Source organism: Halococcus sediminicola, assembly GCF_000755245.1.
Classification (GTDB): domain Archaea; phylum Halobacteriota; class Halobacteria; order Halobacteriales; family Halococcaceae; genus Halococcus; species Halococcus sediminicola.
Window position 1 is genome coordinate 100315 of record NZ_BBMP01000001.1, and the last position, 26237, is coordinate 126551.

Annotated in this window: 21 protein-coding genes and 1 pseudogene; 10 read left to right on the forward strand and 12 right to left on the reverse strand. The window is 55.1% G+C overall.

Annotated elements, in window-relative coordinates; translation table 11 throughout:
- Nucleotides 1–66 precede the first annotated feature (66 nt).
- The 3 genes from ACP97_RS00465 to ACP97_RS00475 are packed head-to-tail and all read right to left on the reverse strand — an operon-like array spanning nucleotide 67 to nucleotide 3530.
- Entirely contained in the window at nucleotides 67–849 is a 783-nt protein-coding gene (locus ACP97_RS00465) for an SDR family NAD(P)-dependent oxidoreductase (protein ID WP_049995934.1), read from the reverse strand.
- 60 nt (nucleotides 850–909) lie between these two features.
- Entirely contained in the window at nucleotides 910–2358 is a 1449-nt protein-coding gene (locus ACP97_RS00470; protein ID WP_049995878.1) for a zinc ribbon domain-containing protein, read from the reverse strand.
- Nucleotides 2355–3530, reverse strand: coding sequence for a thiolase domain-containing protein (locus ACP97_RS00475; RefSeq protein WP_049995879.1), 1176 nt, complete (start codon nucleotides 3528–3530; stop codon nucleotides 2355–2357). The genes ACP97_RS00470 and ACP97_RS00475 overlap by 4 nt, the downstream gene beginning before the upstream one ends.
- A gap of 123 nt (nucleotides 3531–3653) precedes the next feature.
- On the opposite strand from ACP97_RS00475, the gene ACP97_RS00480 reads away from it, so the two are divergent.
- Together ACP97_RS00480 and ACP97_RS00485 are read left to right on the forward strand one after the other, a co-directional pair.
- Complete coding sequence (locus ACP97_RS00480; protein ID WP_049995880.1) at nucleotides 3654–5312, forward strand: AMP-binding protein; 1659 nt, start codon at nucleotides 3654–3656, stop codon at nucleotides 5310–5312.
- Between the two features lie 160 nt (nucleotides 5313–5472).
- Nucleotides 5473–6570, forward strand: coding sequence for an amidohydrolase family protein (locus ACP97_RS00485; RefSeq protein WP_202593522.1), 1098 nt, complete (start codon nucleotides 5473–5475; stop codon nucleotides 6568–6570).
- 414 nt (nucleotides 6571–6984) lie between these two features.
- Here ACP97_RS00485 and ACP97_RS00490 read toward each other — a convergent pair whose 3' ends face one another.
- Entirely contained in the window at nucleotides 6985–8616 is a 1632-nt protein-coding gene (locus ACP97_RS00490; protein WP_079977487.1) for a class I adenylate-forming enzyme family protein, read from the reverse strand.
- A gap of 175 nt (nucleotides 8617–8791) precedes the next feature.
- Nucleotides 8792–9244, reverse strand: a complete 453-nt coding sequence (locus tag ACP97_RS00495) for a nuclear transport factor 2 family protein (protein WP_079977474.1) — start codon at nucleotides 9242–9244, stop codon at nucleotides 8792–8794.
- A 245-nt stretch (nucleotides 9245–9489) separates the two neighbouring features.
- Here ACP97_RS00495 and ACP97_RS00500 point away from each other — a divergent pair, with 245 nt between their 5' ends.
- Nucleotides 9490–10248, forward strand: coding sequence for an SDR family NAD(P)-dependent oxidoreductase (locus ACP97_RS00500; RefSeq protein WP_049995884.1), 759 nt, complete (start codon nucleotides 9490–9492; stop codon nucleotides 10246–10248).
- Nucleotides 10249–10558: 310 nt separating this feature from the next.
- Here ACP97_RS00500 and ACP97_RS00505 read toward each other — a convergent pair whose 3' ends face one another.
- The 4 genes from ACP97_RS00505 to ACP97_RS00520 all read right to left on the reverse strand — a co-directional run bounded on the left by ACP97_RS00505 (nucleotide 10559) and on the right by ACP97_RS00520 (nucleotide 15001).
- The gene (locus tag ACP97_RS00505) at nucleotides 10559–11029 is read right to left on the reverse strand and encodes a nuclear transport factor 2 family protein (protein WP_049995885.1); all 471 of its coding nucleotides are present in this window, start codon (nucleotides 11027–11029) and stop codon (nucleotides 10559–10561) included.
- Nucleotides 11030–12155: 1126 nt separating this feature from the next.
- Entirely contained in the window at nucleotides 12156–13325 is a 1170-nt protein-coding gene (locus ACP97_RS00510; protein ID WP_049995886.1) for a thiolase family protein, read from the reverse strand.
- Nucleotides 13322–14461 (reverse strand): thiolase family protein, encoded by a 1140-nt coding sequence (locus ACP97_RS00515; RefSeq protein WP_049995887.1) that lies wholly within the window; start codon nucleotides 14459–14461, stop codon nucleotides 13322–13324. The genes ACP97_RS00510 and ACP97_RS00515 overlap by 4 nt, the downstream gene beginning before the upstream one ends.
- 42 nt (nucleotides 14462–14503) lie before the next feature.
- Entirely contained in the window at nucleotides 14504–15001 is a 498-nt protein-coding gene (locus ACP97_RS00520; protein ID WP_079977475.1) for a Zn-ribbon domain-containing OB-fold protein, read from the reverse strand.
- Between the two features lie 440 nt (nucleotides 15002–15441).
- Here ACP97_RS00520 and ACP97_RS00525 point away from each other — a divergent pair, with 440 nt between their 5' ends.
- Nucleotides 15442–16392 (forward strand): TIGR03619 family F420-dependent LLM class oxidoreductase, encoded by a 951-nt coding sequence (locus ACP97_RS00525; RefSeq protein WP_049995888.1) that lies wholly within the window; start codon nucleotides 15442–15444, stop codon nucleotides 16390–16392.
- 168 nt (nucleotides 16393–16560) lie between these two features.
- Here ACP97_RS00525 and ACP97_RS00530 read toward each other — a convergent pair whose 3' ends face one another.
- Nucleotides 16561–16983 carry a cupin domain-containing protein gene (locus tag ACP97_RS00530; protein ID WP_049995889.1) on the reverse strand — a complete coding sequence of 141 codons (423 nt, stop codon included), beginning with the start codon at nucleotides 16981–16983 and terminating at the stop codon, nucleotides 16561–16563.
- A 1075-nt stretch (nucleotides 16984–18058) separates the two neighbouring features.
- Here ACP97_RS00530 and ACP97_RS19500 point away from each other — a divergent pair.
- Nucleotides 18059–18188 (forward strand): annotated as a pseudogene (locus tag ACP97_RS19500) (IS6 family transposase); the annotation flags it as partial.
- 15 nt (nucleotides 18189–18203) lie between these two features.
- Here ACP97_RS19500 and ACP97_RS00535 read toward each other — a convergent pair.
- On the reverse strand, nucleotides 18204–20171 hold the full coding sequence (locus tag ACP97_RS00535; RefSeq protein WP_049995890.1) for an archaea-specific SMC-related protein: 1968 nt from the start codon (nucleotides 20169–20171) through the stop codon (nucleotides 18204–18206).
- 149 nt (nucleotides 20172–20320) lie between these two features.
- Complete coding sequence (gene rdfA, locus ACP97_RS00540; protein WP_237561038.1) at nucleotides 20321–21211, reverse strand: rod-determining factor RdfA; 891 nt, start codon at nucleotides 21209–21211, stop codon at nucleotides 20321–20323.
- A gap of 201 nt (nucleotides 21212–21412) precedes the next feature.
- On the opposite strand from rdfA, the gene ACP97_RS19505 reads away from it, so the two are divergent.
- The 5 genes from ACP97_RS19505 to ACP97_RS00560 all read left to right on the forward strand — a co-directional run bounded on the left by ACP97_RS19505 (nucleotide 21413) and on the right by ACP97_RS00560 (nucleotide 26233).
- On the forward strand, nucleotides 21413–21649 hold the full coding sequence (locus ACP97_RS19505) for a hypothetical protein (protein WP_154019866.1): 237 nt from the start codon (nucleotides 21413–21415) through the stop codon (nucleotides 21647–21649).
- Between the two features lie 89 nt (nucleotides 21650–21738).
- Entirely contained in the window at nucleotides 21739–22509 is a 771-nt protein-coding gene (locus tag ACP97_RS00545) for an IclR family transcriptional regulator (RefSeq protein ID WP_049995891.1), read from the forward strand.
- A 363-nt stretch (nucleotides 22510–22872) separates the two neighbouring features.
- Nucleotides 22873–23979 carry an ABC transporter ATP-binding protein gene (locus ACP97_RS00550; RefSeq protein WP_049995892.1) on the forward strand — a complete coding sequence of 369 codons (1107 nt, stop codon included), beginning with the start codon at nucleotides 22873–22875 and terminating at the stop codon, nucleotides 23977–23979.
- 4 nt (nucleotides 23980–23983) lie between these two features.
- Complete coding sequence (locus ACP97_RS00555) at nucleotides 23984–24787, forward strand: creatininase family protein (RefSeq protein WP_049995893.1); 804 nt, start codon at nucleotides 23984–23986, stop codon at nucleotides 24785–24787.
- A 78-nt stretch (nucleotides 24788–24865) separates the two neighbouring features.
- The gene (locus ACP97_RS00560) at nucleotides 24866–26233 is read left to right on the forward strand and encodes an ABC transporter substrate-binding protein (RefSeq protein WP_049995894.1); all 1368 of its coding nucleotides are present in this window, start codon (nucleotides 24866–24868) and stop codon (nucleotides 26231–26233) included.
- Nucleotides 26234–26237: the final 4 nt, after the last annotated feature.

Consider the following 26237-nt stretch of genomic DNA (forward strand, 5'->3'; position numbering starts at 1 on the left):
GACGGAGGCGGTACAAAAACCCATCGGGCAGGGAAAGGAGTCGTATGACTCCCTGAGATGCGTGATTCAGTTCTCGTGGAGCGAGGTCCGTGGGATACGGGGAATCCCTTCAGCAACGATCGTTTGGCCTTGGATATAGCTCGCGGCTGGACTCGCCAAAAACTGTGCTACTGTAGCGATTTCGTCGGGAAGACCGATCTCGCGGTCGACACGTTCTCGGCTGATATCGTCCGCCTCGATGTCTTCTTGACTCGCCAGTCCCTCTGTTGCAACGAGTCCGGGCATGACACCGTTGATGCGAATGTCGTACTTTGCCCACTCATACGCCAGTGTCCAGGTCAATTTGTCCATTCCTGCTTTCGCCGCCGCGTAGGGGATCATCTGTGGCGCCCCATCGCGGGCGGCGACACTGGAGACATTGACGATTGTCCCACCGTCGTTTTCGCGCATCCACTCACCAACGACCTGTGTGCAGTTGAACGCCCCATTGAGATTGATGTCGACGATGGTCTGCCATCCATTTTGGCTGATCTCCTCGAAGGGAGCCATGAAACTTGCCCCAGCATTGTTGATCCACACATCGATCGGTCCGAGCGTCTCGGTGGTTTCCTCGACTAGGGCCTCGATTGCGTCCCAGTCCCTGATATCACACTCGATAGGGAGCGCGTCACCCCCAGGGCGTTCATTGATCGCCGTTGCGACTGGTTCTACGTTCTCTCTCGACCGAGAGGTCACAACAACGTCGAGTCCCTGGTCGGCAAATCGTTCGACGATCGCTCGACCGATACCCGAAGACGATCCCGTCACAACGGCCGTCGATCCCTCGATCTGAAACTCCTCCACATTCATCTCTGAGTCCATACTCCAGACGTGCCGAGGGAGAACCGTAAAGCTATGCAATAATTGGTCTCAGCTCACGCTCGCTTCGTCTGTAGGGGCGACTTTGAATCCGTATCGAGTAACGCCCTCTTGAGTGTAGATCCGGCGGATCGTTGCCTCAACCCGGTCGCCGACAGACAAGTCGTCCGGGTCAGCCTCAAGTACGAACGCAGGCGCACTCACCGAATCACCGTCCGGTCCGTCAAACGAAACGATCCCGGTCGCGTAGGCTCCACCGTACTTCGTTTGGAGTTCAGCAAATTCAGGCGGTGCGCCGCCTTGAGCGATTACAGAGAGTGCCTCGAGCGTGCCTGATCGCGAGAGCGCGACCGAATCATACCCCACCGATGCACGACAAGACGAACAGACACCCGTTGGTGGAAAGTTCAACTCCTCGCATTCTGGACATCGACCTGCTTCGAGTCGGTAGCGCTGTGCGATCGACCGCTGCCATGTGGGAATGCTTACATATCCTCCACCACCTTCTGGCGCTCCAGACGTGACGTCACCACGGAGACGGACATACTCTGCAAACGAGAGCTGGCGGCTACCCCCGATGGCCAGATCTGTCGGCGGCGATCGGTCTTGACTCCTCTCGAGCAGGAGTAGTGCCGCCGTTGCACCACTTCCGTACCCCGCGACCAGCACCCGGTCGGCACCGTCTGCGATGGCCGACGCTAGTGCAATCGGGACTCCAGCGGTGCCGGCATCACCGATTTCGTCGGCGACTGTGGCGGCAGCGACGGTTTCTTTATCCACTCCGAGCGGTCCAGTTGCCCGGTAAGGAATCGCAGCGTCAGGGGCGTGGATTGCTGCGGCCGCCACTTGGCTTGGATCGTAATCAAGTTGTGATGCTGCGCCTGTGAGTGCTCGTGAGAACGACTCCCGTTCGTAAGATGTGACGTCTAAACTATCGACTGTCTCGGAGCCTCTGTTTCGGAATCTCGTTCCAGGATATGGAATCGCGTACTCCGAGACATCGGAAATAGCAATCGGGGCTTCGGGTTCAAGGACGAACGCGGCTGCACCGGCACCGGCAGCGTGTTCGATGGCGTCGTCGGGGTCACCATGGGGACAATCACTCGCGACTACGAGCGTCCGTCCCATCGAACGCCCCCCTTCGACAAGACACTGTGCCCCGGCGGCAGTAGAGCCAGTGACGATGGCCCTAGTAGCCGTTTCCGGGATAGCAAGCATTGCGCCGAGCTTAGCGGTGAGATCCTCCTCGGCGACGGGTGGGGTCGTGCTCGCGAATAGGAGTTTATCAATATCGCCACCCTCGATGCCGGCTGCCGTCAGCGCGCGGGTTGATGCCTCGTATGCCATCGTGATTGCATCTTCGTCGGCGGCCGGAACTGCCTTGGACGAAACGCCGCGCGCTAGGAACTGTCCCCATCCCTCGCGGAGTTCCGACGCCGGGATCCAGGTGTCAGGTATGTACGCACCAATACCGGCGATCCCGCTCTCGATTACGGTCATGGCTTCACCTCCGGTCCCTCGAAGATATGAACTGATGCCGCGCCGCCGCTCCCACCGACATTGTGAGCCAATCCGCGCTCGGCGTCCTCGACTTGGCGCTCGCCAGCCTCGCCACGAAGCTGTTTGAACATCTCGACCACTTGGCCAGCTCCGGTGGCACCTATCGGATGGCCTTTTGATTTGAGACCTCCGGAGGTATTGACCGGGATTCGTCCGCCGAGCGCTGTCTCACCCTCCTCTACGAGACGACCGCCTTTCCCCTGCTCGCAGAACCGAAGGTCCTCGTAGGCGACGATTTCGGCGATCGAGAAGCAATCATGTACCTCTGCGAAGTCGACGTCATCCGGGCCAACACCAGCCATTTCGTAGGCCCGGTCAGCAGCCGTCCGAGCAGCCGGGAGATTGGTGTAGGAGTCGCGCTGAAACAAACCGATCGAATCACTAGCTGCCCCCACACCAGCGATTCGGATCGGTCGGTCGGTATACTCCTCTGCAGCATCCTCGCTGGCGATGATCGTGACCGCAGCGCCATCGGTCGTCGGACAACAGTGGTACAGCGTGAGCGGGTGGGCAATGATCGGTGCCTCCTCCGCATCTTCTAAGGAACATTCGAATCCGAGCTGTGCATGGGGGTTCATCGCACCGTTTCGATGGCTCTTGACCGCAACGCGGGAGAGCTGTTCGCGAGTCGTCTCGTAGTTGGCCATATGGGCACTGGCGATTTGGGCGTAGACGCCGGCGAAAGTGGTGCCGGCCATTCGCTCCCATTCCATCTCACCGCTTACACCCAGCCAGTACGGCAGCGTTTCGGAGCTGAGGTCGTTCATAATCTCTGTCCCGCCAGCGACAACTACGTCCGCCATTCCGCTTTTGACTGCCTGGACTGCATCGCGGATGGCATACCCTGATGCTGCACAAGCATTCTCCAATCGAGTACAGGGGACTTTCGACAGGCCAACGTGCTCGGCAATAGCTGGCGCCGAGAGGCCGATCTGTCGCCCGCCAATCGACAGCATACCGATGTACGCCTCATCTACGTCTGCCGGTTCGATTCCTCCCGGAACCGTTTCCACTGCCGCTTCGTAGGCCTCACGGAACAGCGAGCGGTAGCTCTCGTCGGGAAACGATCCAAAGTCGGTCTGAGCGGCTCCAATCAAGTAGGCATCTCGCATGCTGGCCTTTCGAAACGGGGATACATTAACCCCTCACCTACTGTCGGAGCCAGTCGAAACCACTTCCACCGGTTGTGGTTATAACGGCGGTGGCTATTAATACTTGCCGTGTCTGCGTCCTCTATGCAGACCTACGAGGATTTCGCCGAGTATGAACTGCAGTGGGAGGACCAAGAAGACTGGCTACTCCCGAAAATACTCGAACACCAAGCGCACGAACGCCCCGACGAACCGTTCTTACAATGGGAAACCACCGACCAAGTCGCCACCTTCGCTGAGACCGACTGTACCGTGAACTGCCTCGCTCACGGGTTACGTGAGCGCGGCGTCGAGAAAGGCGACCACGTCTTGTTGATGCTGCCCAACTCGCCGGAGTACGTTTTCCTCTGGTTCGCACTGAGCAAGATCGGCGCGGTTGAGGTCCCCGTGAACACGAGCTACAAGCGAGACACGCTGGCCCACGTTGCCAACCTCACTGAGGCGGATTTCGGCATCTTTCATGATTCGTTCGGACAGCGCATTCTTGAGATCGAGTCGTCACTGAATCACCTCTCGGATATCGTCCTCTTAGGCGATAAACCCCTGAGAAATACCACGGACTCCTCGATCGAATTCGGTCGTTATGAGGGCATACTCACTGATGACGATTCAAAGCCCGAGGCTGACCTCTCATTCAATGACACCGCGTCGATTATCATGACCTCGGGAACTACAGGCCCCTCAAAGGCGATTCAGAAAACCTATGCTCATCAGTACTTCTTCGCCGAGCAGTGTGTCAACATCACCCAGCTCACCAGCGAGGACATCTACATGACGGGGAACCCACTGTTTCACTCGAACGGGCAAGTGCTTGTCATTTTCCCAGCTTTGATCATGGGTGCAAAGGTCGCCCTTTTCGAAAAATTCTCTGCATCGGGATGGGTCGACCGCCTCCACGAGACCGGCGCGACTGTCTGTAACTTCCTCGGATCGATGATGGATTTCGTCTACCAACAACCAGAACGCGAGATCGACGACAATAACGATCTCCGATGTCTGTTTGCCGCCCCCACTGCCTACGGCATCAAAAACGAGTTCGAGGACCGCTACGGGATCGAATTCACTACAGAAGTCATCGGTACTACCGAGACTTGTATGCCGGTCCTAACCCCTTACGGGGTCGACAGACCGAACGGGGCCGCAGGAGTTCTTTTGTCGGATTATTTCGACGTTCAGTTGGTCGATCCAGAGACGGATTGGCCAGTCGAAACCGGGACAATGGGTGAGTACACGATTCGTCCGGAGATCCCGTGGATCATGACACCTGGATACTACGGAATGCCGGAGAAAACCGTCGAAGCGCTCCGGAACGGATGGTTTCACACTGGTGATGGTCTCCGACGAGACGAAGACGGCTGGTTTTATTTCGTCGATCGAATGGGTGATACACTCCGCCGGCGTGGGGAAAACATTTCAACGTATGAGGTGGAACAGCCGCTTCTCAGCCATCCCGCGGTTGAGGAGTGCGCCGTCGTCGGAATCAAGGCCGAAGAAGAAGGGGGTGAAGACGAGGTCAAGGCATGGCTCACCGTCAAACAGGGTCAGTCGGCAACAGAGGTAGAACTAATCGAGTGGGCCAACGAGCGAATGCCCTACTTTATGGTGCCGCGTTACCTTGAAGTCGTGGACGAACTTCCGAAGACTGAGAATGAGAAGATTCAGAAGGCGAAACTTCGCGAGTGGGGCAATTCCGAGCAAACCTGGGACCGGAAAGCAGTAGGCGTCGAAGTGAGCAGAGACTAGCCCTCGGTCGTCGACTGCAGTTCTCAATCCGAACAGCTCCCCGATAGCTCCGACGACCACGGCCTGATTTTGGCATCCGTACATCGGTGAGCAGCCATTTTGCAGGCCGCTTCGGTATCCAACATCCATTTGACAAGCGTACTACTGACCATGTGAGCAAATGGAGAATCTCACGGGCCATGCCCGAGGCAACTGCAGTACGGCCAACGAAAGGGCTGGATGGTCAAGTACTCACAAACTGGGTAACGCTGTTGTAGATGGCTCCCTCTTGAGAAAGAGAGGCGGGAACTTTATCTCCCCGACGGGTCTCGTTCGAGCTATGTCGAGGATCGTTGACGTGCATTCGCATCTATGGGCAGAGGACTGGCTCCCCAAGCGGTTTTGGGATGCGTTCGTGGACATCGCCGTCCGTCAAAACGAGAAACGAGGGAACACGGTCGATCCAGAGCGAATTCGGGAGTCGTACCTTCCGACGTACTGGGACCCGACCGGTGAGAAACTACTCGAACTGATGGACGAAAACGTAATCGACCACCAGGTCGTCTTCGGGGTCGATTTCGGACTCGCATTAGGAGAGCCAGAGACCCCGATCCGGGAGGTCAACCGCAAAATAAGCGAGTTCGGTGCGGATAACACGGATCGAATTTCAACACTAGCAACGATCGATCCGCGCCGACCGGGTGCAGTCGACCATATAGAGACGGCAATCACAGACTGGGGAATGGACGGGATCAAACTCCACCCCACTGCGGGGTTCTATCACCATGATCAAGAGACCTACCGCCTGCTTGAACTCGCCCGCCGCCTCAACGTACCGGTGCTCACCGATTCGGGTCCGATTTTCGCACCCCTCTATAGCAAGTATTCACACCCCAACAACTTGGACGAGGTCCTCTCTGATTTCCCGGATCTCGACATTATCGCCGCTCATATGTCCTTCGAGTGGTGGCGGGACCTCCATGCGGTCGCGAACTCGAAGGTCAACACACGCCTTCATGTCGACGTTTCGGGCTGGCAGGAACGCTGCAAGGAACGACCGGAGGAGTTCGCGACCGCCGTCCGGCACCTGATGGATGCCGTTGGGAGTGACAGGATGCTGTTCGGAACAGACGACCCGGCATTCTATCCCGTTCATCCAAAAGATGAATGGATCGGGAATATTCGTGCGCTAGCAAGCCGAGAGACCGATCCAACCTTCACGGACGAGGAGATCGAGAGCTTGCTCGGACAAAACGCAACGCGGCTGTTTGACTGCTAATTTCCTGATAGGTGCCTCGGATATCGCTCTCACCGCTCATCTCTTAGCTGGACTGAGTCTGACGAGCGAAGTGCTCTCAAGAAGGTTATACGTTTTTAGTTGGTCGATGGTGCCGCAATCACGCTGTCTCTCCCGGTGATCGCAACGTCTACCCCAGGCGAATTAAGAGGCGTTAGTTCTCCGATTCCAGAGCGCCTCCCATGATGGTCGTTTTTCTGCCTAGTGAACTATCGCACATATCGGGCTGGCACCGCTCGTTGAGGGATCAAACTCCCCGGACGCAGACAAATTCCATACTAAACCCGCTCAGATCGTTGTCGTTCTCCCGTTGTGATGTGTAGGTTGTAAGAACCGTCGCGCTCTGGTCGATATCCGGTGAGTGAGCGAGTTTTTCGAAGGCAAACCGAGTCCAAATCAGACTTCGCGGACCCGATTTGTTTCGCTGACTTCCCAGTCTTCGATTTCCTCTCGAACTACCTTCCCGGTTGCGGAACGAGGGAAATCCTCGGGCTCGACGATTTCGATGAAATGGGGGAGTTTGTAGTTCGCCAAGTTCCCTTTCAACATCTCCATGAGTTCGTCTGTGTCAACCTCGTCTGGGTTGAATGTACTGACAATCGCGCGTGGTACTTCTCCCCACTTTTCGTCGGATACGCGGACGACAGTTGCCTCTTCAATCTCCTCATGCTGGAGGAGTACCTTTTCGAGTTCTGCAGGATAGATATTCTCTCCTCCACTTTTGATGAGGTATTTCCGGCGGTTGACAAAGCTGTAGGTGCCATCATCATTGTGGACAAAGATGTCGCCAGTTCGGAACCAGCCATCTTTGAAGTCTGCCTCGTTGGCCTCGGGGTTGTTGATGTATCCGCTACAGAGCGTCGGACCGCGAGCCGCAAGTTCACCTCGGCCTTCGACTTCATTCCAGTCTTCGTCGATGAGTTTCAAATCCACATATGAGGACTCGACTTTTGCGAGGTCCTCATCGTCAGGCATAACACCTACAGGAATGTTGCTGCCCGCGCTGAGTACGTTGGCATCCTCAGTTGCTCCATAGGAATTCTTGAACGGCATATCGAACTTCTCAGTTACTCGTTTGACTTTTTTCGGGTCCACGAGGTCAACCAGTGCACCAATTTCACGGATTTCCCGCATGTCTTCGGCCCCGATATCGTTCTCATCGAGGTAATCGAGGAATTTGTTGATGACGCCAGGGAGCAAGAACATCCAACCGATCCCACCTTTGTCTTTCTCCAGCAGGATATCAACTATACGTTCCGTGTCGAACCCATCCGGCGGGTAGTAAGTCCCACCCATAGAGAAAACTGCTGGAAGGGCGTCTGCTGAGATGATGTGGAATAGAGGTGCCCATGCGATCCAGCCATCACCTCGCTGGAGATTCCAGTCGATAGTATAGGTATACCCGCGAGCGAGCCAGGCTCGGTGACTGATAACGACACCCTTTGGAAGACCGGTCGTTCCCGAAGTGTACAGAACCACGAGTCCCTGTTCGGGGTCCACATCGTACTCCGGAGCCGGTTCTTCGGTTGAGCCGTTCTCAATCAGGGTCTCATAATCGTCATCACCGTTGTCGCCGTCGAAATTGATGATGTCTGGTGGGTCATCAAGACCATTTTCGATCCAACTCGCTTTCTCACGGTATCGATCAGAGACAATGAGAACATCGGGTTCGACAAGACCAGCACAGTGGACGAGTTCTTCTTCTTCGAGCCGCCAGTTCAGTGCGGGAACTAAAAAGCCGACTTTGGCGGCGGCGAAGTAGGATTCTATGTATTCTCCGCGGTTCTCCGCGAGAACGGCGACAGTAGCGTCTCCTTTTTCGTATCCACGACTGAGAAGCGAGTTTGCTAGCGCATTGACTCGTTCATTAAATTCAGCGTACGTTACTTCTCGCCCTGGTTCGCTTACTGCTACGTTGTCGGCGTGCATCCGTGCCGCCTTTCGCATCAAGTCACCAACGTTGAAGTGCTGAGAGCGTTCAATAAACGATTCTTGATCTTCTATTCCTAGATCGAAGTTGTGCTTCATATCCATTTTTCGGTGTGAGCGGCTGATGTGGGCTTCGCTTCTGTTCTCCGAGTCGAGTCAGACAGTATTGTTCTGTTCTGTTGTTTCCGAGTGTCGGACGGGCTTTCGGTGGATGCTGTCCGTGTGCGTGGCGAAACGTTCGATGTGGTCTCCGGGACGCGCTTCGAAGACATCGTCAGATAACCATCGGTTCTTCGACCCATCCCTCGTCGTATGGTGAGAGATACTTTGCATCGTACGTGAGTTTCTCGATGAACCACTCATCTTCGACTTTGATGAACTCAATTTCGTAAAACCCGGCGAGCCACGCAGCGCCGATATCCTCGAGGTGCCCTAGATCGAGGAAGTGCCAGCGGCCCGTTGCAGTATCACCATCCGTAGTGATCCAGGGGTTGATTCCAAGGTGGAATGAGTCGAGAATCCCCGTTTCGCCCTCGATGTACCCCTCAAGAAAGTCAGTGACTTCATCTCTGCCCTCGTAATAGCCGAAGTCGCCGTAATCGATGGCGCAATCGTCGTGGAGCAGTTCGAGAACTCCATCGAGATCGTGGTCGTCCATCCTCCGCATGTAGCAGTGCACTACGTTTGACACCGTAAGCACCGCCACTGGATCATCTACTTCTTGCATGGTGCAACCTAGCGTCACACTACCAAACGGCAAAAAGGTTGGGTTTTCGAGCCAACATTGTCAAAATGTCAAAGGTAGAAAGTTATTGCCGCCTCTCAGAATTCATGTCAAACACAACCTTTCCAAACTAGCTAAAGTGTTGGGCGAAGTGATACTCACACTCTCGTTCTGACGTTAGTGGCCCCGAAGATTAGGCGAAACAACTATGATGAAGGAAATCACAGGAGTATACGGAGAACCCATCAATGGAATTAGTGGACGGCAAGTCGACAATCGTTACTGGATCCGCATCCGGTATTGGTGAAGCAACGGCAAAACTATTCGCGGAACAGGGGGCAAACGTGGTCGTCGCCGATGTAAGCGTAGACGAAGGAAAACAAACGGTGGCGGAGATCGAGGAAGCGGGAGGCACCGCTACGTTTGTCGAGACGAACGTCGCCAAGCCCAGCGACGTAGAAGCGATGATTGAAACTGCCGTGGGCGAATACGGTCAGTTAGACGTTCTACACAACAACGCAGGCATCGAAGGTCAAGTCGCCAAAATCGCAGATCAGTCAGTCGACGGATTCGATGACGTGGTTGACATTAATCTGAAAGGTGTGTGGCTAGGAATGAAATTCGGTGTCGAGGCAATGCTTGAAAATGAGAACGGCGGCACGATTGTGAGTACCTCTTCGATCGGTGGCGTCTCCGGCATTCCCACCTACTCAGTGTACGGTGCTACCAAAGCTGGTGTGAGCCTGATGACCAAAACGGTCGCGAACGAGTATGCTGCCGAAAACATTCGTGCAAACGCTGTAGCACCGGGTATCGTCGAAACGGAAATGGTCACACGCGTTCTTGAAGAGGACCCCGAACAGGAACAAGCGTTTCTCGAAATGGAACCCATGCCAGGGCTTGCTCAGCCCGAAGAGATCGCAAAAGCGGTGCTCTTCCTCGCCTCTGATCTTGCATCCCGAGTCACCGGGGTCACACTCCCCGTCGAAGGCGGAAAGCTCGCTTAGACCAGTATCCGGAGACCACGACTTGCTTCCCCGGCAGCAGTGTTGTTCCGATGTTCGACACAGCAGCCAGCAACCCGCCTACAGAAACGTTGTGTTCGGTAGTCAACTCCAACGATGAAGATTTCACAGAAGCTATCAGCAAGCAAACTGGAGGCTACGACACGGATTCGGGATTCAGCTAGCGAGGATTTCGATTTCCGTGCTACATGACCTGTGGAGGAACTGCAGAGAAACCTCGTTCGAAGCTACAACAGTTGTGAGTCGTCTCAAGTGTTACTTTCAGCCGAGGAAAGCAGATCTGCCATCGTACTTATCTCTGCGGGAAAGTCTCGAGATCAGGCCATCCTTCCTCGTAATCGAGCGAATAGATGAAGCGAAAACGTAGGTCATCAATGTACCATTCCCCGTCAGTACAGTGGTATGCCTCATCGTATCGGCCCCAGCGGAAGCCGCCGCTTCCATCTTGGTGCGTGATAGGAGAAGTCACGTACCAGTGGCCCGTCGCAGTATCACCATTTACATCGATGACCGGATTGTGGACGACGTGGGCGGTAGCTTTGAGATTTGGCTCGATAAACTCGGTCGCGAAAGCGTGTATACCGTCATGGCCCTCGTAGGTCCCGAGATCGCCGTAATCCAGTGTAGCATTTTCTGTGAACAACGAGACCAACGCCTCCCAGTCGCGTTCGTCAACGGCATAACAGTACGCGAACCGGAGTTGTTCGATTTTGAAACGGTCCTCGATCCGGCGAAGGCGGTTTTTGACGTCTCGATCATCCATTAGTGGTTCCTCCTAAGATCACCAAATTATTGCGTTGTATTGACATTACAGTGAGTTGACTACCTCTATATCTAATGGAGAAATAACTCTGGGTGTATGAAAGTTCGGGGTTTGATATGTGACTTCATTGACCGGAGCGTTCCCCCACGCACGCTAAGGATCAGCGAGGAGAGGGTTAGCGATATCACCGTCGGATATGAGATGGTACGTCGTCAGTGTGTAGCGTCTATTAGGTACGCAAGCGTAGACAATCGGGTAGATATATTCCGTCCGAGTAGGCCATAAGGAGAGGTTACCGCGGGGCCCGATTTGTGCAAAAGATGGTCACCCTAGACGTTTTACCGAAGCAGATGGTTGCTAACGGAAACGACGCTGGTGAAGTTGAAGTTTCGCAGAGCGGAGAGCATTGACGTTAGAGGGAGCGCTTTGTTATCCTCGCAGAGTCAGGTAGCAGTCCCATCAACGTACCGCCCACGATATCAAAGATGTTTGAGAGTTGGCATCAGCGTTTTTGACGAGATTCGATGAGGGCGTGTAGGAGAGGTGCTAACAAGGGAGGCGGGCAATTGGTCCTCGTGCATTTCGCGGCCCCACTTGCTCGGGGGCAGTGTAGAGTAAAAAAGGACGTTTCAATTGACGAGATTTGTGAGTAGTGAGTATTGGGTCTAAGACCCACACTCTCAGATTGAAAACGGGAGTACCTGAAGGGGTGCTGACCGGTCTCTAACGAGTGGTTTCATATAACTATGGCTGCTGTCGCAGCGAGGGGTGGCCTCCTGTCGTCGGCTGTGGGGAGAGGGAGCGCTGAAGTGCTTGCTTACTGATTACGCTCCCACTGCTCAAACCGTGAACTCATCAAAGGGTTAATTTCGCTATTGTGGCTTGTTTGGGTAGCTAGCTTCCCTCAATGTTTAATCAGCGATTCAGTACCTCTTCGACAAGCCTGCAATCTGTCGGATACACTGCCAGCGGTCGTGATTAAATACCTCAATTTCTTTTCACCATTCGATCGAACGACGACATAATTGGTGATGTTTCAAGTGAGCTGAGCTGATTCGGGGAGCTCAATGATGGACGAGGCATCCTCAACCCGATCAAGGAATCACCACCTCATCAGCAGCGATCGCTACCGACTCGTCGAGAAGATTGCCATCTGCTGGAACTGGCCGAGATTTGCGCCCCAAGACTGGACAGCACCGCGTTCCGCACCTTCGATTTGACGCTCGCCAGCCTCGTCCATCAACTGAAGGACGACCTCGGTGTGTCGAGACAGAGATGCACAGATCCCGGAGTTCGTCGCAAGCGTCCCGCCTGAGACATTGACCGGGAGTTTGCCGTCCCTAGCTGTGACACCATTGCGGACGAGGTGTTTGGCCTCCCCTTTCTCGCAAAAGCCCATTGCCTCGTACTCGATCATCTCGAAGGGAATGTAAGGATTGAACGTCTCCACGACATCAAAGTCCTCAAGCGGGTCTTCGACGCCCGCACGCTCGTAGACCCGGTCGGCGAGCGTCTTGAGCTTCGGGAACCAGTCCATGGTCCGGTAGCCCGTCTCAAAGGTGTTACTGATCGAGTCGATGTCCTCCACCCAGACGGGTGTATCGCAGTGCTCGTAGGCGGTGTCCTCCTCGGCCATCACCATCGCTGCCGCGCCAGAAGAGACCGGGCAGGTCATCGCCCGTCGCAGCGGCCAGCAGACCATCGGAGAGTCCAACACTTCCTCGACGGTCTTGCCCTCGTTGCGATGGGCGTACGGGTTCATTGCGGCGTTCTTGTAATTCTGGGCTGCGACTTTTGCGAAATCTTCGAGGGTGGCGCCCGAGATCTCCATGTAACCAGAGCTTGGCAGCGCGCCCATTTGGATAGCCGTGACGAAGTTACGCTCGAACAGCGGGTCAGCGTTCGTGTTCATCACCGGCTGGGCTTCGACTACCGAGTCGAACGACGGTGAACCGTAGACGAGCGCCGTGTCGTATTCGCCCGAGGCGAGGTATTCATAGGCTACTTTCACGCCGCTTCCGCCAGCGGTTCCACCGGTGTTGATACTGATCACTGGGATGTCGTCGCCCATTCCAGGGACCTCAAGAGTCCGCTCGACCCGAAACGTACCCTCGAAGCCGTCGACTGTACAGAACAGTGCTACGTCGATGTCGTCGGGATCGGCATTGGCGTGTTCCAGTGCGGCCGTGATCGCCTCGAAGGCCTGCTCCTCTTTCGACATGGTCGACATTCGGTAGTCAGTGAACGTACTGGGGTCGGAGTAGCCGACGCCGATCGCACCGACGTCCCGGGTCATGCCGGCCCTCCTTCAAGGACGACCAAGGCGTCTGTCCGTGCAGGCTCTCCCAAGTGCATGTCGTTGTCAGCTAAGAGCACGCAGTCGGCAGACTGTCGACCGAGATCGCCCTGGATCTGCTGGCAGGCCGCGATAGCGCGGTAGACACCGCCGGAGTTCGGCGGACTCGTCGCCAGTGGACCACCCGAAGTGTTGATAGGAAGCGAGCCGTCGATCGCCGTCGTGTTGTCGGCAACTAGCGACGGTCCATCGCCCTCGTCACAGAATCCTAGCGCCTCGTAGCTGAGGAGCTCGAACGACGGCGCATAGGTGGCTATCTCGGCGGCGTCAATGTCGGCAGCGTCGATTCCCGCCTCGTCGTAGGCGATTGCTGCAGCGTCCCGCAGCGTCGGCTGGCGGAGCCGACTTTCCATCTCTCGATACCAGTATTTCTCGGTGGCCATGCCTGTTCCAGTGATGTAACTTGAAACATCGTCGAGTTCAGCTGCGGCTGCCTCACTAACCAACACGATTACAGCAGCACCGTAGGACATCGGCTCAAGCATCAGCTCCGTTAGTGGCCCAACGACCAAGTCCGAGTCCAGAACTTCCTCAGTCGAGTACCCCTCGCGACGGTGGGCATCGGGATTCTCCGCGGCAGCTTCGTAGTTCTTGGCAGCGGTGGCTGCCAAGTCTTCCCGGGTGACGTCGGATCCGTCGAGATAGTTCTGAGTGAAGAAACCGTACGACTGGCGGTTGTTCATCCCAAACGGTCGGTGGTAGAGGGCTTCATGCGACGACCAGCTCAACATCGTCGGGTCAGCGGTTACCGAGTCAGCCGCAACGACCGTGACTACATCGGCCTTGCCAGCTCGGATCTTCGCTCTGGCCTGGTGGATTGCCGCTCCGCCGCCACTCTGGAGCCGCATAATTGGCTTGTTGTACGCCGCGGCGGTCGCAACCTTCTGACCGTCACTGATGGCGGCGCCATCGTAAGGATCCTGACCGGTGAACATCACGCTGTCCAGGTCTTCACGAGTGACGCCAGCGTTATCGAGAGCCGCCATGTTCGTCTCCAAGACCAGTTCGTTGCCTGATTTGTCCGTCTCACCAGCGAAACCGCTCGTAGCGTAGCCAGCGATCGCAACGTCACTCATCGGCCGTATCCTCCATGGGGTGAGTTATCCGTGTTCTCCATCTCATTCAACCAATCGCCAGTGGTCCATATCAAAGATATTGCCGTCGCGGTCGTCGGACCACACCGGCTCCACCTCGTCACCCTTATTGAGTTTGTCGACTAGGTCCATCGGTTCTTCGTACTCTAGTTCCTCGATGAAGTGCATCATGCAAATGGTAGAGTCGTCGATGCGGATAACACCGGTCACGTACGGCGGTTCCGGCAACCCCTCGAACTGAAAGAAGCACACGGTATAACTCTCGAGCACACCGTGTTGCTCGACCTCGATCCACTCATCGGTCTCAACATAACACTCAATACACACCGACTGAGGCGGCACGAACACATCTCCGCACTCGGGGCAAGCCTTGCCAAGGATCTGTTTGTTTTCGAGCGCCTCGAAGAATCGGCGATTGGTCTCTCCGATGTTTAGAGAGAAATCAAGGTCCCAGTGGAACGGGTACTTGTATTCCCCGTGTACTTCGTCCGTTCCCACGGACTGGCTAAGTTCGTCTGTCATTATAGCGGGTTAAGCCTCGGTAAGAGTCTATAAAAATCTTTTCCATAGGGTGATTTCACACTCACTTCGAACGATTGTTGCTAGACGTAACTGATCTACGTTCAGCGATCAGTTGTTGAGATTCCGGTAATGATCTGCTTGCTGACCTCGCCAGCTTTCTATAGACCCGATCCCATCGCCTCTTGCCCGTGAACGAGATAGCCGATATCGTACTCGCCGGTCGGTATCGACGAATCACCGACGCAGAGCCAAGAGACAAAAGACTCGGCCAGACGAACGGAGTCACGTGTGTGCATTAGGTCGCCAACTACCCGGTACCAAAAGAGATAACTAGACTGGAAGACAGTACCAACGTATGTCTGTGTACGAGTCTCACAGCCGAACGGTGACCTGTACTCGAAGGGAGCAAGTTAGGTCGGTTTCTGGGGGTGTGTTCGGAGATGAGCGGTAGCGTAGGTGAAGTCGACTTCGGCGTAATGTTGACCGCAGCGAGTAACGACTACGGACTAGAGGAAGAGGAGATTCCGTCAGCGGTTCGGCACCTAGCGACGACCGCTGAGGATGCCGGCCTCGACGCAGTGGTCGCGGGCGACCATGTGGCCTATCCTGAAGACATCCCAACCGACTACGAGTACTCAAAAACAGGTGAACCCCCCTTCGATACAACGACACCGATCTTCGATGTCTTTCAACTTTTCTCGTACCTCTCGGCCATTACCGAGGAGATTACACTCGGAACGAACATCCTCTCGGTTCCGTATCGTCACCCAGTTCTGCTGGCGAAAAACTGCCTGACCACACACGCGCTCTCAGAGGGCCGGTTCGAACTGGGCGTCGCACCCGGCTGGCTCTCCTCGGAGTTTGAAGCGCTTGGGATTCCCTTTGAGGAGCGCGGCGGCCGAACTGACGAGTTCCTTGAGCTGTTTGAGCGCATCCGAGATGAGGAGATCGTGGGATTTGATGGAGAGTATCACTCCTTCGAACCGCTCGGGTTCTACCCTAACCCAGACGAACCGATCCCGATTCTGGTAGGCGGGAAATCCGGCGCGTCGATTCGGCGCACCGCCGAGTACGGAGACGGTTGGACGACGATTTGGGACAAACCTAATGATATGAGCGAGACCCGCGACCGCATCATGCGTGCCTGGTCTGACTTCGACCGGGACGGCAAACCCGAGATGGTTGTCACCCGCCCGATTCACGTCGGAACGGACACCGAGATGAATACCGATAGGTTGTTCGTCGGTGAGGCCGAATCCATTGCTGACGACATTGAGGAGTACGCTGAGGCGGGAACGACCCGGATCAACCTCGACTTCTATACAACGGACGTAGAGGCCCAAGCAGAGCAACTCGAACGCATCGGTGACCGTGTCCTCGACGCCTTGTAACGGACGAGGTCGCTTCCTATCGGCAAGTGTATTTGATTCCATCCAGAACAGAAACGTCGTAGTAGCCTGTCTACTTTCACTGGAGTCCTCCCCCCGTCGCCTACGAGTTGAGATAACGGTAGCTGACTCTTCGTAGCCTGTAATGAGGGTAGTCGTCTTCTTTGTGAGCTACGGTTCAGGAACTCCCTCCGGTAGGTCGTCTACGCTTTCGAGTTCATCTTCAAAAATGACGTCATCCGGGAGATTCGGCGCCCCGACAGCGAACACTCGCATTTCAGTCTCCGCAATGAGGCGACGCCAAGGACCAGGTTCTACCACCAGAGTATCGCCGGCCCGGAGGGCAACTTCTTCGTTGCCAATTTCAAGGCATCCCTTGCCCTCAACGACGAAGAACAGTTCTTCTTGGTTGATTTGCGTGTGGCGACGGACTGCTTGACCCGGTTGGTACAGGAAATAATTGTATCGCATCTTTTCGGGACGGGGCTCGCCGGCAGCGCGAAGTTCGTATCCCAGAGTCTTGACCGCTGGTTCCTTATCGGACTGGGTACGGTCAGGAACGTCCTCAAGATTAACTTTCGAGTAGTGTCCCATACTCTCGGCCTCATCATCGAGTAGTAAAAACCTAGGGTTTCGTTCCATCACTTTGCGTTGGTGGTTAGCAGCCCATCCGTTGAGCCACTATCTGCTGTAAACCATTACTTTTGCTGTCGAATTCTACTAAATAGATTTCAAATAGGCTTCCAACAAAGAGGTAGTCAATCGTCAACGGAACTGATAAAACAACCTCGATAACTCGGTCAAGCCATTTGCTTGGTTCCTATTAATATCCGATCTCCGGAATAGCCGGAGTCACAGTCCCGATGATATCGAACAATGGAAAATAATAATACACAATAGATTTGTTGTGAATTTAGTTGGTTTTGCTTGGTGTAGTTTTATTTTGATAATCTATAAGCGATGTTTTTCCATGTTTGCCACATTCTTAGTGCATAGGGTTGACCAGCCATAGGGCGGAGTATTTCGTAAACCGGTATCATTGGCTGCTATGATTCTTCAGTGTTATTCAAAGATACACCGTTTCAGTTGGCTTAGCACGCTGTACAATTGCACAACCTCAATATCGTGTGCTACCATCACATAGATAGGAGCCAATTCCAGAGGAATAAGCAACATCGCTTCGACCGCCTACCAAGTACTCCCTAAGTTGTTATCTATTTCAAAAGTATGCTCCGGCATGGCCGAAGTTCGGACAGATAAAAAAAAAGAGCTCATACTAGGTCAGCAAGAGGTGGTCCCAAACCCTATTAGATAAAGAGATGAATTGACCACAAATATTGCGTGGATTTTCCCAGTATGATATAGGAAGTTGAGATAGGGAAGCTCAGCGTTCGTTTCCGGACATAACGGAACAGTCCTCAGAAGAAAAAAGAGCGTCTGTGATAATGTGGTAGCATTGTTGGCGGGCACTTCTTCACGTTGTTGAGAGACGAACTTCTTTTACATTACCTCGAAGATATTGAAGAACCGCACTGTACTATACTCGGTAGTTCACAGAAAAGATCATTTGAGTGGAGATCTCGGTCGGTTGATCAAGCCACGTCAAGCGCACTGTCTAGTTGAGGTGGTTTGAGAAACGAGTAGGTCAAGGTCGTAGCGAGCACCATCCTTGAAATCCGGTGACCTGTTCAGAGAGACGTTGAACGTGGACGATGATGAGGTTTGGGAGAACGAGCGCACTCCGACACCCACCAGGTGTTCGAGGTCGTCCCCATTCGATGGGGCTGTCGCTGCGGGAGAGAAGCCGCTAGAACTCAGATTTCAGTCACGCGCTGGTACTCGTCACCGAGCGCGGCGGCATCCTCGGGCAGTAGCGCAACTACGAGATACTCAGCATATTCCTCGAAATATTCGACCAGCGCAGCGATCCGATTGGGATCAAGAGCTTCGAGCGAGTCCACTATGATAAATGGAAGCGCCTCGTAGAGGTCATGGACCAGATAGCCCGCGAGTGCGAAAACGAGTCCTGTGACCTCACGCTCGCTTTCGGAGAGATGCTCGACGGTATCTTCGTAAGTTGTTCCATCCTGGGTACTCCGCACGACGTGAAGATCGAAGACGCCTCGCTGGACCTTGCGTCGGCCCTCACGCATTTCGCGTTCGGCACGTTCGATCCAGATGCGTTCGATGTTCTCGTAGTCGAGGATTTCGAGGATGGTCTGCATGTGCTCGTTGAATTCCTCGACAGCCTGCGCTTCGAGTTGTTCGATCCGCGTCCGCAGATCGGCCAACTCTTCTTGGATCTCAGTACGTTCTTCCTTCAGATTCTCACGCTCGTCGAGATCGGCTTCGACGGTTTCAATTTCGTCGGTGATGTCTTCGAGATCGTTCTCGAGGCGGCCGAGTTCGAATTCGAGCTGATTAGCCTCCTTGTGCAGGTCGAGGAGTTCACTGTGCTCTTCTGCTTCCAAAGCTTCAACATCGGCTTCAAGATCGCTGATCTCCTCTTCGAGGTTCTCTCGCTCGTTAGTCAACTCTTCGACGGTGTCTTTGCGGTCGTCGATTTCGCGCTCGATGTCATCGAGCTTACGATCAAGACGTTCGCGACGATCACGGTCAGCCTGCAATTCGTTTCGCTTGCTCGTCAGCTTGTCAAGTTCACTACTGAGATCGTTCCGTTCGTGGGATTTCTCTTGGCGAAGCGAGCGAAGGCTGTCGAGCGTCTCGTCGATCGTCTCGCGTTCGACTTCACTCCCACAGGTCCAACAGACCGTGGTGTCGCCCTCGTCAGCAAGCAGCCGGTCGGTGAGAGCGCCCTCGTCCGCACTTTGACTATCAGTGGTATTCTGTAGCGCTTGTTGGAGTTCGGGACTGCCTCCCTCGAGCATCTCCTCGTTGAACTGCAAAACGCGCTGGAGTTGGCTGATAGTGGATTCAAGCGATTGTTTGTGGTCACGGAGGCGGTCGATCTCCGCATCGATGTCATTGAGGTCGCCCGCCGGCGTCTCTGACATCTCTTCTAGTTCCGTACTGATCTCCTCGCGTTCGTCCTCGAGCGCTTGGATACTCTCGTGTTCGGAATCGAGGCGATAGCGGACGTTATCGAGTTCCGAACGAGCTTCTTGGAGATTGTCGAGTGCATCTTCGAATTCAGCCTTTTGCTCGCGAGTATCGTCGACAGTGCTATCAGCGTCTTCGATGGCTGCTTCTTTGTCTTCGAGTTCAGCACGCTTGTCCTCAATCTGGTCTTCGAGCTGTGTGCGCTGTTGTTCGAGATCAGGAAACTGGTCGTCGAGCGATTCCAATCGGTCGAGTTGATCGTCGAGGTCGCGCTTTTGACTCTCAAGTTGGCTGATTTCGGCTTGGATCGCGTTGGTGTCGACGGGGCGCATGATGACCTCGCGGAGGTCGTCTCCGCGAGCGACGGCCTGTCGTGCTTCGTTGTTTTCGAGGAGGAACGCGAACAGGTCAGCGCCTTCGGGATCGTCGAGATACGGTTCGCCGCCCATCACGACCGTGCCGTTCTCACGCGCGAGTGTGCGCGTGTAGACCTCTCCGCCAAGAGTGAGTTCGGAGTGTCCTTCATCGGCGTCACCCTTCAGAGAAACACGGTCGCTGCCAAGCGCCCCCATGAGCGCCCGCAGGAGCGATGTTCGATTCGTTGCGTTGCGGCCAGTCAGGGCAGTTACGCCTGGTGAGAGCGAGACGGTGGTTTCGTCGATCCCACCGATGTTCTCGGCATGAATCTCGGCAAGTTGTTCCGAAGTCTGTGGTTGGCTCATTTCTCAACCATCTCTTATAGCGCGTCTTACTAAGTCGTTGTCATTCAGAGGGCGTCTCAGCGATTACAGCGTGGTTCTGTAACAAAGCTGTGTGTGTTATAGAACAGAGCGAAGCTAGTATAACACTACTATGGGTGTTACATAGCTGTCTACTCGGTACAATCGCAGCCATTGCCCTCGATGTATTCTCGAACAGGAGCATGCATTCCACATTCAGGGCACGAGACGGTAATATCGACGAACACATCGATATCGCCAGCGGCCAGCTCGCCGGCGGAAGCAAGCTGTGAGAGCGTGTTTTCTGTGACAGCAACCGTCCGATTCTGTAACGCAGCGATACGCTGAGCTCCGGTTTCGGCAGGGTCGTCGTCAGTCTCAGAAGACTCTCGCTCGACACCGAGACAACCCTTGAGATGACGGCGGACGGTCCCATACGAGACGAAGTCCGACTGGAGTTGGTCGACATTGATATTCTGCTTCTGGAGGCGGTTGCGCGCTTGCGTGCGCATTCCTTGGCTGACGTCCTCGTCAGTCAGCAAGCGATAGGTGTTTTCGACTTCCCCATCGAGTGGGTTCAATCCTGCTTGTTCCATAGCAGCGCGGAGAAGCTGATGATTGAAATGGACGGCAAGCTCTCTAAGGCTTTTTCGCTCGTCGTCACGTGTCCAGTACTCTCCTAACCGTCTAGCTTCCGTGGCGAGATCGTAGTCAGCAGCCATCCGGTCGATCTTGCATGAGAGAGTCTGGTTGGCCTCACGCGACGTACCGCCTGATTGATTCATTTGTGCTTTTTCTACGAGAGGAGTTTGTTTGGGTGTTTTGCTTTGCCATGGTTCAATTGAGTCTGTGAATATCTGCGGGGCAATCTTCTTGTCGCCTGTCGAGTGCCTCCAGCGCGAGCGCGACGAGACTAACAACGAAATCGAATTGTAGAAGCACAGCTCGACAACCAGCACGAACAACTCCAAACAGAACGGACCGACCTCCACGGGCAGATCGAGCACATCGAAGGCCAAGCCATCACCGAGTTCAACGGCCATACGCGGACGGTGCTAGGATTGCTTGAGTACGCGAACATCGGGCAGATCTGGCTCGAATGCCGCGAAAGCGAAGTCTGTGAGGGCCGCGCAAGGTACCGACAAGCGTCTTCGATCTGTGCGTGATTCTCACTGCGAGTCCAGGACTACCTACGAGGATACGATCAAGCACCTCAGCGAATCCGGACGTGAGATCATAGACTCGTGTTTGCGCTTGCGGGCTATCTAGTTCTCGATCTCTATGAGTCGCTTTCATTTATCGTAGTGGACTCACTCGAAACCATCGATTCCAACCGCATTGCGGCGCTCGTCGAGCATTTCAGTGAATACGCGACGTATCTCGTGGTCGCGCTCCTGTCGAAGGACGCCGCCACACTTGATGAAGATTATCAGCGTGCGACCGAGATCTGGATCGATGGCCGGTCCACCGAGACTATATAGTCTTCCAAGTCGAGCACACCGATTCGATGATGTTGAATCGGAGTCGGTTTCGTGGAAACTTTTTTCACTATGGCCGAATATCGACGACCATGGCACGAGATTCACGCGGCTCGGAGGGTCGTCGAGTCAAATCAGTCCAGAAAACTTTCGACATAATCGAAACATTGAACGAGCAGGGTGAGGCGACCGTTTCGCAGTTGGCGAGTACGCTGGACATGCCGGTTAGTACCGTCCACATCTACCTACAGACACTGACGGACACTGGTTACGTGATTCGACGGGGGAACCAGTACATGCTCGGCCTCCGTTTCTTGGAAACGGGAAGCCGTGTGCGCGACCGCCTGAACATCCTGCAGGCGGCGCGCCGAGAGATGGTTGATCTGTGCTGGCAGACGGGAGAACGGGTCGGATTGGGTGTGGCGGAGGGTGGCAAGCGCGTTCAGCTCTGGCAGATCGAGGGTGAGGATGCCGTAAATGACAACAACTACATCGGCGAGTTCACCCACATGCACTGGACGTCTCTCGGCAAAGTGCTGCTCGCGAGTTTCAACAATGAGGAAATCAAGAACATAATCGAATGCCACGGCCTTCCACGGGCGACCAGGAGAACGATTGTCGAAGCCGACGAACTCTTCGGAGAGATCGAACGAATCCGTAATCAGGGATACGCCATAGAAGACGAAGAGCACAAACTGGGGATGCGCAGCGTGTCAGTGCCCCTTCAAGCTGGGGAGCAGGACACCATTGGCGCACTAGGTATCGCCGCAGCGAAGAGCAAGATCACTCCACAGAAATGTGGCCAGTATGTGAAACGTCTAGTGAAGAAATCAAATGTTATTTCGATTATATACAATCAATGAGTTTCGTATGCAGTATCTACCCGAACCGTAACTCGGTTTCCCGACCGACAGATATCCGAGGACTGCTTGTGGAGAACGGTGATAGCGGTTGTTGAGGTCCGAAACGGCGGAAGAGCGGCGAGCGCTCGATGGTGCGTGATGTGGTTGGGTTTACCCTGTAGAACCTCCAAATGATCACCTCGACCACGCCATGCGCAATCCGATCAAGGATTTACTACGACAATCACGACCGGATCGAATACTCGACGGCTACAGCCGTTGAACGGACCCGAGCAGCGAGTGCTTACGACGCTAATCGGCAGTCTCGTCGTGGCTTCACCGATACTTTTTTGCTCTCAGAAACTGAGGAGTGGGTATACTATCATGAGCGAAGTTCGGTTATCGAGCGTGACGAAAGTGTACGACGACGAGATCCTCGCTGTCGAGGAGATTGACTTGGACGTCCGAGACGGGGAGTTTCTCGTGATGGTTGGGCCGTCGGGATGCGGCAAGTCGACGACGCTACGGATGATTGGTGGTCTCGAAACGGTCACGGCCGGCGAGATAGCTATCGAAGAACAGGTCGTCAACGACGTCCGACCACAGGACCGCAACATCGCGATGGTGTTCCAGAACTACGCGCTATACCCGCACATGACCGTTCGGGACAACATGTCGTTCGGGTTGCGCCTTTCTGGGGAGTACGAGGACAAAGAGATCGAGAGTCGCGTCGAAGAGACGGCCGAACTGCTCGAAATATCCGCGTTGCTTAACCAGTTACCCAAACAGCTTTCGGGCGGTCAGCAACAACGTGTCGCGCTCGGTCGAGCCATCATCAGGGATCCGGACGTGTTCTTGCTGGATGAACCCCTTTCGAACCTTGACGCGAAACTGCGCTCACAGATGCGCACCGAACTCCAACGGATCCAAGAAGAACTCGGCGTGACGACCATCTACGTGACCCACGACCAGACCGAGGCGATGACGATGGGCGATCGCATTGCCATCTTGAACGAGGGCGAACTTCAGCAAGTCGCACAGCCGGAGCAGTGTTACGACCGCCCGAACAACGAGTTCGTCGCGGGCTTCATCGGATCGCCCAGCATGAACTTCTTCGCGGTCACCGCAACCAGGGTCAACGATGGTGTCCGATTGAGAGGCTCCGAGTTCGAGACGACGCTTCCGATTTCGCTTGAAGAGGGCGAGTACACCCTCGGGGTTCGTCCGGAAGACTTCACCATCGAAACCGACGGCCGCCATTTCGAAGCCGTCGTCGACGTCGTTGAGCCGATGGGTTCGGACAACTTCCTCTATTTGAATTTCGCTTCGGACGAGGACCGCGAAATTACTGCACGGGTCGATAGCGAGGTGCGCCCGAACACCGGTGAGACGGTTGGTCTCGGCTTCGATCCGGACGATGTCCACTTCTTCGATGGGGAGCAACAGCGAGTGGCCCTCGATGACGAACCGAATCCGGTGACGACACCGTGAACAAATGATCTACGACACAATCGGGTCGGGCGACAGCGAGTGGGCAGGCAAGTCCGCCACAGCGATCCGAGAGATAGCCGAAGCCGACGGTTCGGTCCTCCTCGTCCCCGTCGGTAGTATCGAACAACACGGATCCCACCTGCCGGTTGCTACCGACACCATCCTCGTCGATGCGGTAGTTCATGGTGCCACTGAACGCGCCGGTGAGGACGTTCCAGTGCTGGTGACACCACCGATCTGGACCGGGTTCTCTCCACATCACCTTTCATTCGGCGGTACGCTCTCGCTCGATTTCGAGGATCTGCGTGCCGTCCTCGAAGACGTCGCACGAACTGCCATTGGGAACGGCTTCAATGCCGTCTGTTTCGTGAACGGCCACGGTGGGAACGCGGCGCTCGTCGACGCCGTCGTGAGTACGGTCGGCATCGGGACGGACGCCGAAATTCTCGGGACGACATACTTCTCGCTGGCGACCGACGAAGTGAGTTCCGTTCGTGACAGCGAGCGGGGCGGGATGGCTCACGGCGGCGAGTACGAGACCTCGCTCATGCTCCATCTGCGACCGGACCTCGTCGCCGACGCCGACCAACGGGATGGAACGCTGTGGGACGAACACTACGAATGGGGCGGGGGCGACCTTCTCGACGGAGGATCGTTGTCCGTCTATCGTCCGTTCGATTCCTACTCCGAATCCGGCGCGATAGGGGCTCCCGAATTGGCTAGTGCCGGGAAAGGCGAGCGGATCCACGAGATCGTCACGAGAGAACTCGCTGCTGTGATCGTTGCCATCCACGAGCACAACAGATGAGCGTATAGCATCCAGTCGTGCCAACAGGATGTTAATTGCCGATAGATTTTAGTGGTAATGGGCTATCCGGTAGTGTAGATGTCGAACGATAAAACGGATGCGTTCGAAGTGAATAGTATTGGCCGGCGGCGTGTGCTCGAGACTCTGGGAGCTGGAAGCATCGTTGCGGTCTCTGGCTGTTTAGGGAGCAGCGGCAACAGTGGTGCTAACGGTAGTGGTGGCAACGGTGGCGGCAACAGTAGTGGAGGGGGTGGCGGCAACGCGATCCAGTTCCTCACGATGAACGTCGAGGACAACATCAAACCGTTCTTTCAGAAAAACAATAAAAAATTCGAGAAGAAGACCGACTCAACGCTAGAGTTCACCAGCGTGACGTGGGACAACGCCCAAACAACGGTGAACAACCGAGTCGATGGCAACAAGGCACCCGACGTTGCCCGGTGGCCGGCGCGCTGGATCCCGCAGATGGTGGGCAAGGACGCCCTCATGCCTCTCGACGACTTGATGAAGGACGATTTCCTCGAGAAGTTCCCTGAAGGCATCGCAAAGGGTGTCCGGTATCAGGACCACTACTACGGAGTTCCGTGGGCATCGTCGAACAAATGCTTCTACTATAACAAGAATATCTTCAAGAAAGCGGGTCTGGATCCGGAGAACCCACAACTCGATTCGTGGCAGGATATGCTCTCGGCCGCAAAGGCGATCAAGAGCAGCGACAAGGTGTCGAAGCCCGCGCTCGGTCTCGCCGGTGCGGATGCGATCGAGACTGGCTCGCAGTACTACCATTACCACTGGTCACATGGGGCCGACCTCGTTGACGACAAGAGCCAGCCAGTTGTCGACACACCAGAGGCAGTCGACGCCCTGTCGTTCTATTCGGATCTCGCAAACAAACACGGCGTGACCCAGAGTTCGCCACTCTCCTCGACGCGGCAGGACATCCGTCAACTATTCGAAAGCGGCGAACTCGGCATGGTCATCGCCCACGTCTATACCGGAATCAACATCGCAGAGGCCAAAAAGCAGGGAAAAGCCGACTTCGATTACGGCATCGTACAGGTTCCAAAAGGTCCCGAAGGCCGGTACAGCCTCAACACCATCGACACGCTGGCGGTGTTCGACCAGACGAAAAACAAGAAGCTGTCCTACGACCTCATCGAGTTTTATCTCGACGACGAGAGGCACTTCCAGTACGCCAAACAGAAGGGCTTTCTACCCGTCACGAAGTCCGTCTCCGACCGCGAGTACTTCACGGAGTCGAAGAACTGGGCCCCGTTCGTCGAAGCCACTCAATACGCTCGCGCACGGCCGAAACTGAAGCAGTTCAGCCAGTTCAACAGCCGGATGGTGCAGGCCATCCAAGAGGCAGTCGGTGGCCAAAAGGAACCGAAACAGGCGCTCGGCGACGCTCAGAAAGACCTGAAATCCATGCTGTCGGGTCAGTAGATCC